Below are 15,755 nucleotides of genomic sequence, written 5' to 3'. Positions count from 1 at the left end.
ACCTGCTAACCACTCGTTGGCGGCGCGGTCTTCTTCATGCAAATTTCCTGACCCAAGAAGAGCGCACTGCCTGCCTATTCGCATGGCCAGGACGCTCATATGACCTCGGGACCGCCGCCTCTTTCGCTCTACAATACCCTGACCCGCAAGAAGGAACCCTTCGTTCCCATCGATGTGGCCAATGTGCGCATGTATGCCTGCGGGCCGACGGTCTATGACTTCGCCCATATCGGCAATGGCCGCATGGCCATCGTCTTCGACCTGCTGTTCCGGCTGCTGCGTCAGGTATACGGGCCGGACCACGTCACCTATGTCCGCAACATCACCGACGTCGATGACAAGATCAACGCCCGGGCAGCACGCGACTTTCCTGGCCTCGATCTGAACGAGGCGATCCGCAAGGTTACGGAAAAAACTGCCGCGCAATACCAGTCCGACGTGACCGCGCTGGGGTGCCTCGAGCCGACGATCCAGCCGCGGGCAACTGACAACATCGAGGGCATGCAGTCGCTGATCAGCGCGCTGATCGCGCGCCATCATGCCTATGAGGCCAATGGCGAAGTGCTGTTCGAGGTCGGCTCCATGCCCGATTACGGCAAGCTCTCCGGCCGCAATCCCGAGGACAATCTTGCCGGCGCTCGCGTAGCTGTCGATGCGCATAAGAAGAACCCAGCCGATTTCGTACTGTGGAAACAATCCAGCGCCGAGGAGCCGGGCTGGGACAGCCCTTGGGGCCGTGGCCGCCCCGGCTGGCATATCGAATGCTCGGCAATGAGCGAACGCTATCTCGGGCAGCTCTTCGACATCCATGGTGGCGGGCTCGACCTCATCTTTCCGCATCATGAGAATGAAATCGCCCAATCCCGCTGCGCCCACGGCACCCATGCCATGGCCAATGTCTGGATGCATAATGGCTTCCTGCAGGTCGAGGGGGAGAAGATGAGCAAATCGCTCGGCAACTTCTTCACCATCGCCCAATTGCTGGAGACGACCGACTTCGGCGGCCGAAAATGGCCGGGCGAAGTGCTGCGGCTGGCCATGCTGATGACGCATTACCGCGAGCCGATTGATTTCACCGTGCGGCGGCTGGAGGAGGCGGAAGGTAAGCTGCGGAGCTGGCAACAGGCGGCGCTTGGCGCGTCTGGTGCCGCCCATGAACCCGACGCTTCGGTGGTCGCCGAACTGGCGGATGACCTCAGCTTCCATCGCGCTTCGGTGGCGCTCGACGCCATCGCCCGCAAGGCTAGTCGCGAAGGCGGCGAGCAGGCCAGGAATTGCCTCGCGGCAACGCTGGCCTTTCTAGGATTCACTTCGGACTCGCTGCTGGCTTCGGACGATAGCGCGGACACCGCTGGCATCGAAGCCGCCATCGCCACCCGCCTCGCGGCCTTCGCCAACAAGGACTTCTCCACGGCCGACCGCATTCGTGCCGAACTAGCCGAACAGGGCATTGCCCTGATGGACTCCAAGGACCCGGAAACGGGTGAACGCCGCACCAAATGGGAGATCAAGCGATGAGCATTTTCGATCACATGGGCTACGCCGTTGGCGATTTCGCCAAATCCGCTGCGTTTTATGACGCGGCCCTCGGACCGCTCGGCATCAAGCGCGCCGCCGCGTTCGAATATCCCGGCGGCCAGATCATCGGCTATGGCGCCGAGCGCCCCGAATTCTGGGTCAATTCCGGCGAAGCGCTCAGGGACCGTATCCACATCGCCTTCGCGGCCCCAACCCGTGCGGCCGTCGACGCCTTCCACAAGGCCGGCCTCGCCGCCGGTGGCAGCGACAATGGCGGGCCGGGCATCCGCGAACAATACAGCTCCAACTATTATGCGGCCTTCGTCATCGATCCCGACGGTCACAATATCGAAGCCGTCTGCCATGCCGCCGAATAGACCGGCCGATCTGACCGGCGGGTGCCAATGCGGCGCTGTCCGCTTCCGCGCCCGCCTGCTTGGTCGCGGCTCCATCTGCCATTGTCGCATGTGCCAAAAGGCGTTCGGCGGGTTTTTCGGCCCGCTGATCACCGCCCATGATGCCAAGTGGACCCGGGGCGAGCCGAAGTGGTTCCAGAGTTCCAATGCCGCGCGCCGCGCTTTCTGCGGCGAGTGCGGCACGCCTTTGGCGTATGAAACCCGCTTCGGGTTGGAACTGGCGATAGGCGCGTTCGACGATCCCGAACTGGCGGCGCCCAGCATACAGGTGAACCTCGCCGACAAGCTGCCGTTTTTTGACGGGCTGACCAGTCTGCCGGTGCGCAACGACGACGGCGAATGGCGCGATTTTCTTGCCGGCATCCACTCCAACCAGCATCCCGACCACGACACCGACGATTGGCCGCCCAGGGGAGACGCCGCTTGAGCCATCTGCGCACCTACTATCCCGAGATCGAGCCTTATGCCTCGGGTCATCTCGATGTCGGCAATGGTCATATGGTCTATTGGGAACGCGTCGGCACACCCGGCGCCAAGCCGGCCGTGTTCCTGCATGGCGGCCCAGGGGGCGGACTGAGCCCGAACCAGCGGCGTGTGTTCGATCCGGCGCGCTACGATGTCCTCCTGTTCGACCAGCGCGGTTGTGGGAAATCCACGCCGCATGCATCGCTGGAGCATAATACGACCTGGGATCTGGTGGGGGATATCGAGAAGCTGCGCGCCATGGTGGGCGTCGAGCAATGGCTGGTGTTCGGCGGCTCGTGGGGCTCGACGCTGGCGCTGGCCTACGCGCAGACCCATCCCGACCGCACCAGCGAACTGGTGCTGCGCGGCATCTTCACCCTGCGCCGGGCCGAACTGCTCTGGTATTATCAGGAAGGCGCCTCCAACATTTTCCCCGACAAGTGGGAGGCTTTCCTGGCCGCCATTCCCGAAGCCGAACGTCACGACATGATCGCCGCCTATCGCCGGCGCCTCGTGGGCGACGACGAGGCCGAACAGCTCGCCGCCGCCAAGGCCTGGGCCACCTGGGAAGGCGAGACGCTCACGCTGCTGCCCGATCCGTCGGTCAGCACCGCCTTCTATGATGGCCACTTCGCGCTGGCGTTCGCGCGCATCGAGAACCACTATTTCGTGCATGCCGGCTGGATGGATGAGGGGCAGTTGATCCGCAATGCCGGTCTGCTGCGCGATATCCCGGCCGTCATCGTTCAGGGCCGTTATGACATGGCGACCCCGCCTGTCACCGCCTGGGACCTGCACCGAGCCTGGCCCGAGGCCGAATTCCACTGGGTTGAAGACGCGGGGCATGCGCTGAGCCAGCCCGGCATTCTGCACGAGCTGATCCTGGCCACCGACCGCTTTGCCGGAGGGGAGTTCATATGAGCGAAGACTATCGCTTTCAGCAATATTCGGGCGGCTGCCAGTGTGGCGCCGTGCGCTTTCACGCCACCGAACTGCGCGACAATCCGCATGTCTGCCATTGCCGCATGTGCCAGAAGGCGGCCGGCAATCTGTTCGCGGCACTGGTTGGTGTTCGGCTTGAGCATCTGACCTGGACACGCGGTACGCCGTCGAACTTTCGCAGTTCGGCCAATGTCGACCGCGGCTTCTGCAGCCAATGCGGCACGCCGCTCTATTACGGGCATGTCGAAAGCCAGCACGTCTCGATGAGCATCGGGGCCTTCGACGAGCCGTATCGCATTCCGATCCTGTACCAGATGGGACTTGAAGGCCGCCATCCATCGCTCGCACATCTCGATGCCGGCGAGGAGGTTGGCACCACCGAGGAAAACGACGGCACTGAAACCATAGCGGCCATCAAGGCCAGCAATCATCAGCATCCCGACCACGATACGGCCACTTGGCCGGAGACGAATTAGAGTATTCGCGTAATGACCAAAGACCGCCTCTATATCTTCGATACCACGCTTCGCGACGGCGCCCAGACGGCCGGCATCGAGTTCTCGCTGGAGGACAAGATTTCCATCGTCTCGCTGCTCGAGCAGATTGGCGTCGACTATATCGAAGGCGGCTATCCCGGCGCCAATCCGGTCGATACCGAGTTTTTCAGCCAGCGACGAACGAGCCGCGCAACCTTCACCGCCTTCGGCATGACCAAGCGGGCAGGGCGCTCGGCCGCCAACGATCCGGGCGTGCAGGGCATTCTCAATTCTCAGGCCGACGCGGCGTGTTTTGTCGCCAAGACCTGGGATCATCAGGTCGCGACGGCGCTCGAAATCTCGCTCGAAGATAACCTCGCCAATCTGCAGGAGACGGTCCTCGCCAGCGTTGCCGCAGGTAAGGAAACGCTGATCGATTGCGAACACTTCTTTGATGGCTTCAAAGCCAACCCGGACTATGCGGTGGCCTGCGTCAGAACCGCGATCGATGCCGGCGCCCGCTGGGTCGTGCTGTGCGATACCAACGGCGGCACGATGCCGTCCGAGGTCGCCACGATTGTTGGCCAGGTGCTGGCCGTCGCGCCGGGCAGCAAGCTGGGCATTCACGCGCATGACGATACCGGGCAGGCGGTCGCCAACACGCTGGCCGCAGTGCAGGCCGGAGTGCGGCAAATCCAGGGGACGCTGAATGGTATCGGTGAACGCTGCGGCAATGCCAACCTCGTGACGTTGATCCCCACTCTAGTGCTGAAACCGGCCTTCGCGGATAAGTTGGAGACGGGCATCGACGCCACAAGACTTGCGCGGCTGACGCAGATTTCCCGCGCCTTCGACGACCGGCTCAATCGTGCTCCGGCGCGGCAGGCGCCTTATGTCGGTGCTTCGGCGTTTGCCACCAAGGCGGGAATTCACGCCTCGGCGTTGCTCAAGGATTTTTCCAGCTACGAGCATGTGCCGCCTGAAAGCGTCGGCAATGAACGCGCCATCATGGTCAGCCAGCAGGCCGGCAAGTCCAACCTGCTGACAGCTTTGGCCCGGCATGACATCGTGCTCGCCAAGGACGATCCGCGCCTCGAATCACTGCTGGCGACGGTCAAGGAGCGCGAGGCGATCGGCTATTCCTACGACGGCGCCGACGCCTCCTTCGCCGTTCTGGCGCGGCGGGTATTGGGGACACTGCCCGATTTCTTCCAGGTGGAAAGCTATCGCGCCAGCGTCGAGTTGCGCCACAATGCCCGGGGCGAGGAGGCGATCGTCACCGAGGCGGTGGTGAAAATCCGCGTCGAGGACGAGCTCCTGATGTCGGTGGCCGAAGGTAACGGCCCTGTCAATGCGCTCGATCTAGCGCTGCGCAAAGATCTCGGCAAGTATTCGCGCGATATCGAGGATCTGGAGCTAGTCGATTTCAAAGTCCGTATTCTGGACGGCGGCACGGGCGCGGTCACCCGTGTACTGGTCGAAAGCCGCGATGGCACGGGGGAGCGCTGGTACACGATCGGCGTTTCGCCCAACATCATTGATGCGTCCTTTGAGGCACTGTATGAATCGATTACATATAAACTGTTGAAGGCCGCGGCGGCACAGGCCACAACAGGAACACCTGTTTAATCGGCGACGATACGGATGACGTATCCACGCTTATCGTCCTGGAGGACAAACTGGCCGACACCGCATCGAAACAACCTCTCGCTCTGACACTCGGAGCAGCCGCGGTCACTCTTCTGGTCATTATCGGCGTGCTTGCCGGTCCTTCCGTTGTCAACTGCTTCAACAGCAGCGATGGGATGGGCATGTGCCTGCGAGGCAAAATGGTCGATGTCGGCATTCTGCCCCAGCCGGCCGTCGCCATTGCCGAGACCGCTCCGGCAACGCCAGCGCCCGAGACGGCAGCGGTGGCCGAGCCTGAGGTTGCAGTCGCCGAACCCGAGCTAGACGTGACGCCTCCGGCCCCAGCCCCCAAGACTGCACCCGATACGTTGATCGCTGCGACGTTCGGGCTGCTGCGGGCGGAACCGGACGGCTCGGTGGTCATCGCCGGCAGCGGCACGCCGGGCAGCGAAGTCGAGGTCTATTCCAACGATCAATTGCTGGGCAAGGCCAAGGTCGAAGCCAGCGGCGACTGGGTTTTGGTCCCCGATGCACCAATCCCGCCGGGCGGTACCGAGCTGACGCTGGCCGAGGCAGGCAAGGATGGCCGCGCCGCAGAGTCCTTCGTTGTCGTCGTCAATGACGACAAGAAGACCGAGCCACTCGTGGTGGCCAGCACGCCGGGTGCCGCCAGCGATATCCTACAAGGCCTGAAGCGGCCAGCCCCTGGCACGACGACTGCGGTTGCTGCCGCCGAACCAACAGCCCCAACCCCAGCCGTCGATACGGCGGTAGCAGCGCCGGACGCTGCGACACCGACCACCGCCACTGCGGGCACCACGACGCCAATTGAGCCCGTTACGGCGGAAGCTGTACCGGCAAGTGAGCCCGCTGCTGCAGATATGCCGGCAACCGACCAGGCGGTCGCGGCCGCCGAGCCTGTGGCCCCGACCGCCGATGTCGCCGCGACAACGCCAGGCGCCGAGACTCCCGCAACTGCGGCCCCTGTTGCGGCCGCTACGCCTGATCTTGCCGTCGCCGCGGTTGAGCCGACCGCGCCTGCCAAGCCCGCTCCCGATATTGCGGTGACCGGCGTTCCGCCGACCATCGACGCCATCGAGATCGAGGGCGACAAGTCGTTCTTCGCCGGCGGCGGTCCGGAAAGCGCTGTCATGCGTCTCTACATCGACGGCAAATATATCGCCGATGCGGCCGTTGCCGATGGTCGCTGGCTGATCGTAGCCGGCAAGGTTTTGACCAAGCCAACCCAGCGCATCCGCGTTGATATGCTCAAGCCCGGCACTGCCGACGTGACGGCGCGCGCCGAAGTCGATTTCCAGGTGGAGCTGCCAGCCGACAAGCCGACAGCAATCGCGGCGGCCGAACCGGCCAAGCCGGCAGTGGTGGCCCCGGCGGAAACGGCCCCTGCGTCTGACCTTGCCGAAATTGCCACTCCTTCCACCACGCCTTCCGCCGATGACAAGGCCACACCAACTGACCTTTCGGCAAACACTGTAGCGCCGTCTGCAACGCCAGGGGATAAGTCGGGCCAGGCAGAAAGCCGAGTCGCGTCGCCAGCGTTTGTTGCCGACGTGAAGCCGGACGAACAGCCGGCTGCGGCGATCGACAATGCGATCAAGCCGGATGCGGCAACGACCGTTCCCGTCGAGACTGCCACTGCCCAGACGCCGACGCCAGCCGTACCCGCCGTGGCGAGCGAGCCTGCGGCGCCGGTTGCTGCCACCGAGCCCGCCGTAAAGCCGGCTGCACCGGCGGTGCAAACTGCCGAAGCCACGCCGGTCGAGCCGGTAGCCGAAGGCGATGTGCCCACTATGGTGGCGGTTGCGGTCGGCGATCCCGAAACGGCGCGTTTTGCCTCCGGCAAGGCTATCATCCGCCGGGGCGACAATCTGTGGACCATTGCTCGTCGCGTCTATGGCGCCGGCATCAAGTACACGACGATCTACGAGGCCAATAACGGCCAGATCCGCAATCCGAACCGGATTTATCCCGGCCAGGTCTTCGATCTGCCTGACAACGCCAACTAGAATTTTCGGTGGCGGGCGGTGCCTTTGGGTGCCGTCCGCGCCCGTTTGACCTTGCGTCGGGCGGTGCCTTCTTCTATCGTAAAACACCGATCAAAGAAGTGTGCCATGCGCGACGACGACATTGCTTCCATCATGCGGGCGCTGGGCCATCCGGTGCGCCTCAATATCCTGCGGATCCTGGCGACCCAGCAGCAGGGGCAGTGCTGCTGCGCTGATGTCACCGAATCCCTGCCGCTGGCCCAGTCTACCGTCTCCCAGCACATCAAGGTGCTGCTCGACGCCGGGCTGATCGTGCGCCAGCCTCGGGGCACGCGCAATTGCTACATCGTCCAGCATGACCGGTTGCAGGCGCTCGGCGCCGCTTATTCCGGCCTGCTGGTTGGCCTCACTCCAAGCGGCCAACTACTGGAAGCGGAACCAGCTTAATGGCTATCGATCAGAGCGGGGATAACAAACCGACGGTGAGCGCGGACGAAAATTCGTTGTTCGCTACGGTCAAGAACCTTTGGCCCTATATGTGGCCGGAGGGCAGGCCGGACCTCAAGCTGCGGGTGATCCTGGCGATCGGCGCGCTGCTGGTCTCCAAGGTCGCCACGACGCTGATCCCATTCGCCTATAAGGGCATTATCGACGGGCTGGACGGCACCGCACCCGACAATGCGCTGGTCATGGGCATAGCCGTGCCGGTTGTGCTGCTGGTGGCCTATGTACTGGGCAACGTCATCGACGCCGGTTTCCAGCAATTGCGCGACGTCTTGTTCGCCAGCGTTGGCCAGCATGCCGTGCGCAAGCTGGCGCTGCAGACGTTTCACCACATGCACCGCCTGTCGCTGCGCTTCCATCTGGCGCGGCGGACCGGCGGGTTGAGCCGGGTCATCGAGCGCGGCACCAAGGGCATCGAGACCATCGTGCGGTTCACGATGCTCAACATCGCCCCGACGATCGTCGAGTTCATCATCACGGCGGTGATCTTCATCACCATGTTCGGCATCACCTATCTGGGCGTGCTGGTGCTGACGATCTGGGTGTATCTGCATTTCACCATCAAGGCCTCGAACTGGCGCATCGGCATTCGCCGCGATATGAATGCCAGCGATACCGACGCCAATTCCAAGGCCATCGACAGCCTGCTGAACTTCGAGACGGTGAAGTATTTCGCCAACGAGAAAATGGAGGCCGAGCGCTTCGACAAGGCCATGGCCGGCTACGAACGCTCCGCCATCCGCATCTGGACGTCGCTGGGCTTCCTGAACTTCGGCCAAGCCGTGATCTTTTATGCCGGCTTCCTGATCATCGGCGTGCTGGCCGTGCTCGGCGTCATGAACAAGACGCTGACGCTGGGTGATTTCGTGCTGCTCAACACTTTTTTGATGCAGATCTATCGGCCGCTCAATTTCATCGGCTTCGTCTATCGCGAACTCCGCCAGGGGCTGACCGATATCGAGGAAATGTTCAAGCTGCTCGACCAGAAGCCGGAGATTGTTGACAAGGCCGGCGCCAAGCCGCTGGCGGTCACGGGACCGGTCATTCGCTTCGACAATGTCCATTTCCATTATGATCCGGATCGGCCAATCCTCAAGGGCGTCAGCTTCGAAGTGCCAGCCGGCAAGACCGTCGCCATTGTGGGGCCGACCGGGGCGGGCAAGTCGACGATTTCGCGGCTGCTGTACCGGTTTTATGACGTGACCGAAGGCGCGATCACCATTGACGGGCAGGACCTGCGCGACATTACGCAGGAAAGCTTGCGCGCGGCCATCGGCATGGTGCCGCAGGACACGGTGCTGTTCAATGATAGCATCGGCTACAATATCGAATATGGCCGCCCCGGCGCGACGCCGGAGGAAGTCCACAGTGCCGCCGCCATGGCGCAGGTCGGCCCGTTCATCGAGACGCTGCCCAAGGGCTATGACACGCCGGTGGGCGAGCGTGGCCTCAAGCTGTCGGGCGGCGAGAAGCAGCGCGTGGCGATTGCCCGCACCATCCTCAAGGCACCGGCGATCCTGATCCTGGATGAAGCGACCTCGGCGCTCGATACCAAGACCGAGCGCGATATCCAGTCGGCGCTCGACATCGTCTCGGCCAACCGCACCACGGTGGTCATCGCTCATCGGCTGTCGACGGTGATCAATGCCGACGAAATCCTGGTGCTGCGCGACGGGCTGGTGGCTGAGCGTGGCAATCATATCGTGCTGCTGCAGAAGGCGGGGCTTTACGCGCAGATGTGGGACCGTCAACGCGAGGCCACCGAGGCCGAAGAGCAATTGCTGCGCACGGCCAACGACCCCGATGGTTTCGTCAAGCGCGGGCTGCCGGCGGCGGAGTAGGGGCGTCCCGCGCGGCAGCTTTCGGGCCGTCGCGTGCCATCCGGCCATGGGACGATGTGCTCCTCTGATCGGTTGTTCCGCAGGCGGAACGTGTCAAAGCGCCGTGCGGCTGGCCGGCCCACGGTTTTTGCGAAGACTGCGGCATGCGGCGAGACGTGCCTCATGGTTTTGGTAGTAAGCGAGACAGCGCCTCGCCGCATGCGATGGGGTTTCTGGCCGCTCGAACGTGGCCTCCATTGTTTCAGGAGACGAACGTCGCGCAGGCCCAGGGATCGCGCGACCGCATTCCCCTCCCACCAAACTCTCCACGGCCGTTCGTCGCGAACCCGCAGCCATTGTGGAGATATCGAGGGTGATTATGCCGGAGGATTTTGGGATGGGGGAAAACGGGAGGAAGCAGGATAGATCGGGGCCAAACGACACCCCCTCCCAACCTCCCCCGTCAAGGGGGAGGTGCCTCTACACTCCTGGGGCCAGATCGAGTTTAAGTTATCTGACTAACCACTCGATCCAATTCAACCCACCGGCAGACACCTCCCCGTTGATGGGCAGGGTGGGAGGGGGTGACGGAGCCACTATGTTGCGGTGTGCGGCCACCTGCGGTCGCGGCTAAATCTTGGGATGGGTATACCGGCATCCGCCGGGTGTGGGGAGGCGTTGTGCCCGGCAAGGCGGGGGCAAAGAGATGGATCACCGGGACAAGCCCGGCGATGATGGGTGGAGAGGGGTATGTTTGACAGGGGGCCTTCGGACCTTGGCGCAATCTGTCGAGCGGTGGCTCCAGCACTAAGCTCATCTCTCACTCGGTCGTCCCGCGGGCTTGACCCGCGCGGCACTATCGGTTCGCACCGAATTCAGCGGGAAGGTGAGAGGCCCGCGGGTCAAGCCCGCGGGAAGGACGGTGGGTGGGGTAACACGCTGCACGACGCAATCGGCCGACGACACTGCATCGAGCTAGCCTGAAGAACCGTCTTCCGGGTGTTCGGCCTCGTATCTGGCGAGGGCTTCATAAACGGCACGGCGTTTCTGGACGCTGGCCGCCAAAAGTTTCTTGACGATGGGGCGGACATGCTCGGGGTTCGGCATGCCCACCAACGCTTCATACTGCGCGATGGACAAAACAACCGCTACGTCTTTGCCGTTGTCTTGAATGTGCAATGGCGCCTGCTGGGCAAACTCAAGCACGCGGTCAAATGCACCTGGAGCGTCTTTACCGTCGATTGTTTTCATCACGAGCTCCGGCAAGACAATACGGCTCACGACGCCATAAAAAAAGGCCCGCATTGCTGCGGGCCTCAGACTGCTTGGAGGAGCAGTAACTTATTCGGCGGCTTCGGGGCGGCTGACGACGGTGACGCCGTTGCTTTCCTTTTCCACCAGCCCGGCATCCGAGCTGACGATGTAGCGCTTGGTGCCATCTGCATCGGCCGGGATTTCCACGGCCATGCCGTCGAAGCCTGCCGGGATCGCAGCCGCGGTACGGCGGCGGAACGGGCTGGCGATCCAGTTACCGACGCGGTCGAAGTGGTGCGCGACCCACTTGATCTGACGCCACATCACGGTGGGGGCGGTGACCATCACCGGCACCATGATCAGCGTCAGGGCAGTGGAGACGAACAGGCCCGAGACCAAAGCTGCCGACAGGTGGATGAACCACGAACCCGCAATGCCACCCACCACCACTTCGCGGCGGATGAAGTCGAACTCCACGTTGAACGCCATCGGGATAACACCCAATGCGGTCACCGTGGCGGTGAGCAACACCGGCCGCACGCGTTGCGCGGCGGTTATCAGCATCGCCTTGACCGGCTCGACCTTTTCGTCGCGGTTGTAGTGATTGTAGGTGTCGATCAGCACGATGCCGTTCTTCACCACGATGCCCGCCAGAGCCACGATGCCGAGGCCTGTCATGATCGCCGAGAAGCTCATGCCCGTAATGGTCATGCCCAACAGCACACCCGCCAGCGACATGATCACCGTCGAGAGGGTGACCAGCACCTGGTAGAAGCTGTTGTACTCCAGCAGCAGGATCAGGAAGATCAGGAACATCGCCGCGCCGAACGCCGACACGATGAAGGCGTTGGTATCGTCAACCTGCTCGGCCGCACCACCGTAGACGAGCTTGACAGTGGCTGGGAATTCCTGCGTCGCCTGCCACTTCTTGAGCTCGGCGACCTTTGCGTCCGTCGTCACGGGCTCGCCGGCCGCATTGGTCGGGTTGAGGTTGGCCATGACGTTCATCGCATAGACGCCATTGCGCCGCGAAATATTGGCAACCTTGGGCACCGCGGTCCGCTTGATGAAATTGCTGACCGGCACCAAGCCCTGGGCGGTGACGATCCGCATTGAATCAAGCGCGTCGAAGGTGCGCTCTCCTTCCGGCAGGCGGACACGGATATCGAGTTCGTCAGTGCCGTCATCGGGACGATAGCTGCCGAGCTTGACGCCCGAAGTCACGAGCTGGACGTATGGCGACAGTTCGCGCACGCCGATGCCGTATTTGGCGGCTTCGACGCGATCGATGGTCACTTCCCAGTCGATGCCGGGGGAGGGGCGGCCATCTTCGACGTCGATGGTGTCGCCGAGGTCGTTTTGGACATAGTCGCGGATCTTGGCGACGGCGGGGGCCAGGTCGTCATAGACCGTGCTCTCTACGCGCAGATTGATCGCCTTGCCGGCCGGAGGACCGTTTTCCTGCGCCGCGATCTGCACCTGCAGGCCCGAAATGGGCGCGACGCGGGTGCGGATCTCCTGGAAGATCTGCTCGGCCTTGACGCGTTCATTATAGGGCTGCAGCTGCAGGTTGAACGAACCGATGGTGTCGGCGGGAGAAGCGCTGCCCAAACCGCCGCCGTTCTGGCCACCCGCGAAGGTCATGATGACATCCTGGATGCCCTGCACCTGCAGCAGCTGGTTTTCGACTTCGACCATGAAGTTACGAATCTCGATCGGCGAGTAATTGCCGCGCGCGATCACGTTCACCGTGCCGTATTCCGGCTCGGAGGCCGGGAAGGCCTCGGTGCCGGTCGGGTGGGAGATGTAGCTGTAGAACATCAGCACCACGAGGCCGAACCCGACCGCCAGGGTGATCAGCGGCTGGTGCAGCAGATGCTCCAGCGTGCGCACATAAACGCCGGTGACGCCCTTGACCTTCTTGGGGTCGAACTTGTCCGCGTACATGACGATGTCCGCAGCTTCCTTGTGATGCGGGTCGATCTTGGTCGAGGCGATGATCGCGCCGATGATCGGCATGAAGATCAGGGCGGACACGAGGGAGGCGCACATCACCACGATGACGATGATCGGCAGGTAGCTCATGAACTTGCCGATAATACCCGGCCAGAACAGCAGGGGCACGAAGGCGCCCAGCGTGGTGAAGGTAGCCGAAACCACCGGCACGAACATTTTCCGCGCGGCCATGATGAAGGCCTCCCGCTTGGGGACGCCCTCCATCAGCTTTCGCTCGGCATATTCCACCACCACAATCGGGTCGTCGACGAGCACCCCCACGGCCAGCACCAGCCCGAACATGATCATCATGTTGATGGTCATGCCCAGCATCTGCACCACGAGGAAGGCGATCATGAACGAGATCGGGATCGACATGCCGATCATGATGGCCGGGCGCAGGCCCAGGGTGGCGACGCAGGTGATCAGCACCAGCGCCACGGCGGTCAGAACGGCCGCTTCCAGCGAACGGAACAGGCCCTTGGTCGAGTCAGCCTGATCGACCAGGAAGCTGGTCTGGATGCTGGTCGGCCAATCCTTGGTAAACTCGGAGGTGACGCGGCGCACTTCGTCGGACACGGTGATGACGTTGGTGCCCAGCTTTTTGGCCACGCCCAGGGTGATGGCCGGCTGGCCGTTCACATGGGCGTACTGCGTCGCATCCTCGAACGTGCGGGTGATGGTCGCCACGTCGCCGAAAGTGACGACGGTGTCGCCGCTGGTCTTGAGCGGCAGCGAATAAATGTCCGCGGCATTATTGATCAGGCCGGGAACCTCGACGTTGAACGAGCCCTGGCCGGTATCCAGCGTGCCGCCGGGCACGACCATGTTGTTCTTGGCCAGCGCGTCGAACAGTTGCGCCGCCGTCAGGTCATAGGCTTCGAGCTTGTTCAGGTCGATGGTGACGGCCAGCATTTCATCGCGCGAACCTGAAATGGTCACGCTCTGTACGTCGGGCAGGGCCTCTAGTGCGTCCTGCAGGTCCTTGGCGTTCTTCGCCATCAGGCGCTCGGGCGCATCGCCATAGATGGCAACCGAAATAACCGGCTGGTCGGTGAACGAAATCTCGTTGACGGTCGGCACGGTAGCGTCGTCGGGCAGGTCGCCCACGATGCCGTCCATGGCGGCCCGGATATCGGTCAGCGCCTTGTCTTTGTTGGCATTGACGTTGAATTCAAGGAACACCGAAGCGTGGCCGGTCGTCGAGGTGGTGGAATAGTTCTCCAGCCCGTCGACATCCTTGACACGATCTTCGATCGGCTTGGCCAGCAGGCGTTCCGCATCGCGAGGCGACACGCCGGTCTGGCTTACGGACACGTAGAAATACGGGATATCGATTGCCGGGAAGCTTTCCTTGGGCAATGAGACATAGGCGGCCACGCCGGCCCCGAGCAGCAAGACCATGACGGTCAAGACCACTCGCGGCATACGCAGGATGCGTTCGAGGAAGTTCATCATGATGCTGTACCCTCAGCAGCGGCGACGTTGGTGGCAGTGACGGCCTGGCCGTCATTTACGAATTCCTGGCCGACGGTGATGATGTCGACCTTGGCAGGCAGGCCCAGCACCCACACACCCTGGCGGGTGTCGCTGGCGATCTGCACCGGATAGAACTTGGCCTTGCTGTCCTCTACGGCCCGCACGCCCAGTTCACCGGCGTCATTCAGCGTCAGCACCGACTGCGGCACCAGATGGGCCGGCGCGGTGCCAAGATTGACGGTGGCGGTTGCCGTGAGGCCGTCGCGCAAGGCGCCGTCCTTGTTGGGGATCTCGATTTCGATCGGGAACGAACGGGTTGCCGGATCGGCGGTTTCGGAGATGAAGCTCACCTTGCCGTCGACGGTCTGGCCGGTCACCGTAGTGATCGAGGCGTCGAGGCCCGTCTTGGCCAGGCCAATGCGGCTCTCCGGAACCTGGGCGATGAACACCATCGGATCAAGCTGGACGATGCTGGCGCAGGGCGAACCCATGGCGAGCATCGATCCGGCAGTGGCCAGCGGGTCCTGCACCACGCCGGCGACCTTGGCGACGATCTCGGTGCGATCGAGTTCGGCCTTGGCATTGTCCACGGCGGCTTGGGCCGCAGTTACGGAAGCCTTGGCGGAGGTCAGGGCGACTTCCAGCGGGCGGCTGGTATTGGCGGCTGCCAGACCCTTCTTGCGCAGGTCGGCATTGGTGTCGAAATCAAGCTGTGCCTGAACCTGGCCAGCATTGGCCTGGGCCAATCCGGCATCGGCCTGGGTCACCGCGGCCTGACGCGTGCCCTGGTCGAGCGTGCACAGCAGGTCACCAACGGCAACCTTCTGGCCCTTGGTGACGGCGACGGTATCGATGATGCCGGCGGTTTCGGCAACGGCGCTGACCGAGGACTTGGCCTGGGTGCGACCGCGCAGCGGCACCATGATCGGCATGGCCTGCGCGTTATAGGTGACGGTGCGAACCGACTGCGCCGGCACGGCGGCGCCGGTGGCTTCCTCATTGCGCTGGGCAATGGTCAGGTGGGGATCGATATGGGTGGTGGCCTCCTCGCTCGGAGGGGGCGCCAGCACGCCGGCATCGGCCAGTTGATTGTGGATCGGACCGTCGGCCTTGCCTTCAACCACCGAAATGATCGGGGTTTCGCCCTTGCCGGGGCCGTTTCCGCCAACGACCAACGTGCCGGTGCCGAGCCAAACGCCCGCAACAACCAGGAACACGAAAGCCAAGCCGTAAGATAAAAGTGCACGCATA

12 protein-coding genes are annotated in these 15,755 nt (G+C 63.0%); 9 read left to right on the top strand and 3 right to left on the bottom strand.

What is annotated here, in order from left to right; all coding sequences use genetic code 11:
- The first annotated feature begins 99 nt into the window (after positions 1-99).
- From cysS to ABIB57_RS02930, 9 genes are all read left to right on the top strand, one after another.
- A complete protein-coding gene (cysS, locus tag ABIB57_RS02970) occupies positions 100-1,518 on the top strand; it encodes a cysteine--tRNA ligase (RefSeq protein ID WP_354038342.1) in 1,419 nt (472 codons plus the stop codon).
- The gene (locus ABIB57_RS02965) at positions 1,515-1,895 is read left to right on the top strand and encodes a VOC family protein (RefSeq protein ID WP_354038341.1); all 381 of its coding nucleotides are present in this window, start codon (positions 1,515-1,517) and stop codon (positions 1,893-1,895) included. Before cysS ends, ABIB57_RS02965 begins: the two co-directional genes overlap by 4 nt.
- Complete coding sequence (locus tag ABIB57_RS02960) at positions 1,882-2,361, top strand: GFA family protein (RefSeq protein ID WP_354038340.1); 480 nt, start codon at positions 1,882-1,884, stop codon at positions 2,359-2,361. The genes ABIB57_RS02965 and ABIB57_RS02960 overlap by 14 nt, the downstream gene beginning before the upstream one ends.
- On the top strand, positions 2,358-3,320 hold the full coding sequence (gene pip / locus ABIB57_RS02955; RefSeq protein ID WP_299730313.1) for a prolyl aminopeptidase: 963 nt from the start codon (positions 2,358-2,360) through the stop codon (positions 3,318-3,320). The genes ABIB57_RS02960 and pip overlap by 4 nt, the downstream gene beginning before the upstream one ends.
- On the top strand, positions 3,317-3,817 hold the full coding sequence (locus ABIB57_RS02950) for a GFA family protein (protein WP_354038339.1): 501 nt from the start codon (positions 3,317-3,319) through the stop codon (positions 3,815-3,817). The genes pip and ABIB57_RS02950 overlap by 4 nt, the downstream gene beginning before the upstream one ends.
- Before the next feature lie 12 nt (positions 3,818-3,829).
- Complete coding sequence (gene cimA / locus ABIB57_RS02945) at positions 3,830-5,446, top strand: citramalate synthase (protein ID WP_354038338.1); 1,617 nt, start codon at positions 3,830-3,832, stop codon at positions 5,444-5,446.
- Between the two features lie 182 nt (positions 5,447-5,628).
- Complete coding sequence (locus ABIB57_RS02940; protein ID WP_354038337.1) at positions 5,629-7,473, top strand: LysM peptidoglycan-binding domain-containing protein; 1,845 nt, start codon at positions 5,629-5,631, stop codon at positions 7,471-7,473.
- Between the two features lie 105 nt (positions 7,474-7,578).
- Positions 7,579-7,899, top strand: a complete 321-nt coding sequence (locus ABIB57_RS02935) for an ArsR/SmtB family transcription factor (RefSeq protein WP_354038336.1) — start codon at positions 7,579-7,581, stop codon at positions 7,897-7,899.
- On the top strand, positions 7,899-9,797 hold the full coding sequence (locus ABIB57_RS02930) for an ABCB family ABC transporter ATP-binding protein/permease (protein WP_354038335.1): 1,899 nt from the start codon (positions 7,899-7,901) through the stop codon (positions 9,795-9,797). Before ABIB57_RS02935 ends, ABIB57_RS02930 begins: the two co-directional genes overlap by 1 nt.
- 954 nt (positions 9,798-10,751) lie before the next feature.
- Here ABIB57_RS02930 and ABIB57_RS02925 read toward each other — a convergent pair.
- From ABIB57_RS02925 to ABIB57_RS02915, 3 genes are all read right to left on the bottom strand, one after another.
- Positions 10,752-11,027, bottom strand: a complete 276-nt coding sequence (locus ABIB57_RS02925; protein WP_354038334.1) for a type II toxin-antitoxin system Phd/YefM family antitoxin — start codon at positions 11,025-11,027, stop codon at positions 10,752-10,754.
- A gap of 90 nt (positions 11,028-11,117) precedes the next feature.
- Positions 11,118-14,483: an efflux RND transporter permease subunit gene (locus tag ABIB57_RS02920; RefSeq protein ID WP_354038333.1), complete on the bottom strand. Its 3,366-nt coding sequence runs from the start codon at positions 14,481-14,483 to the stop codon at positions 11,118-11,120.
- Positions 14,480-15,754 (bottom strand): efflux RND transporter periplasmic adaptor subunit, encoded by a 1,275-nt coding sequence (locus tag ABIB57_RS02915; protein ID WP_354038332.1) that lies wholly within the window; start codon positions 15,752-15,754, stop codon positions 14,480-14,482. Before ABIB57_RS02915 ends, ABIB57_RS02920 begins: the two co-directional genes overlap by 4 nt.
- Position 15,755 lies beyond the last annotated feature (1 nt).

This window comes from Devosia sp. UYZn731 (assembly GCF_040546795.1).
In the GTDB taxonomy this organism is placed as follows: Bacteria; Pseudomonadota; Alphaproteobacteria; order Rhizobiales; family Devosiaceae; genus Devosia.
The sequence above is the reverse complement of the archived record's forward strand: the minus strand, read 5'-3'. Positions and strand labels throughout refer to the sequence as shown.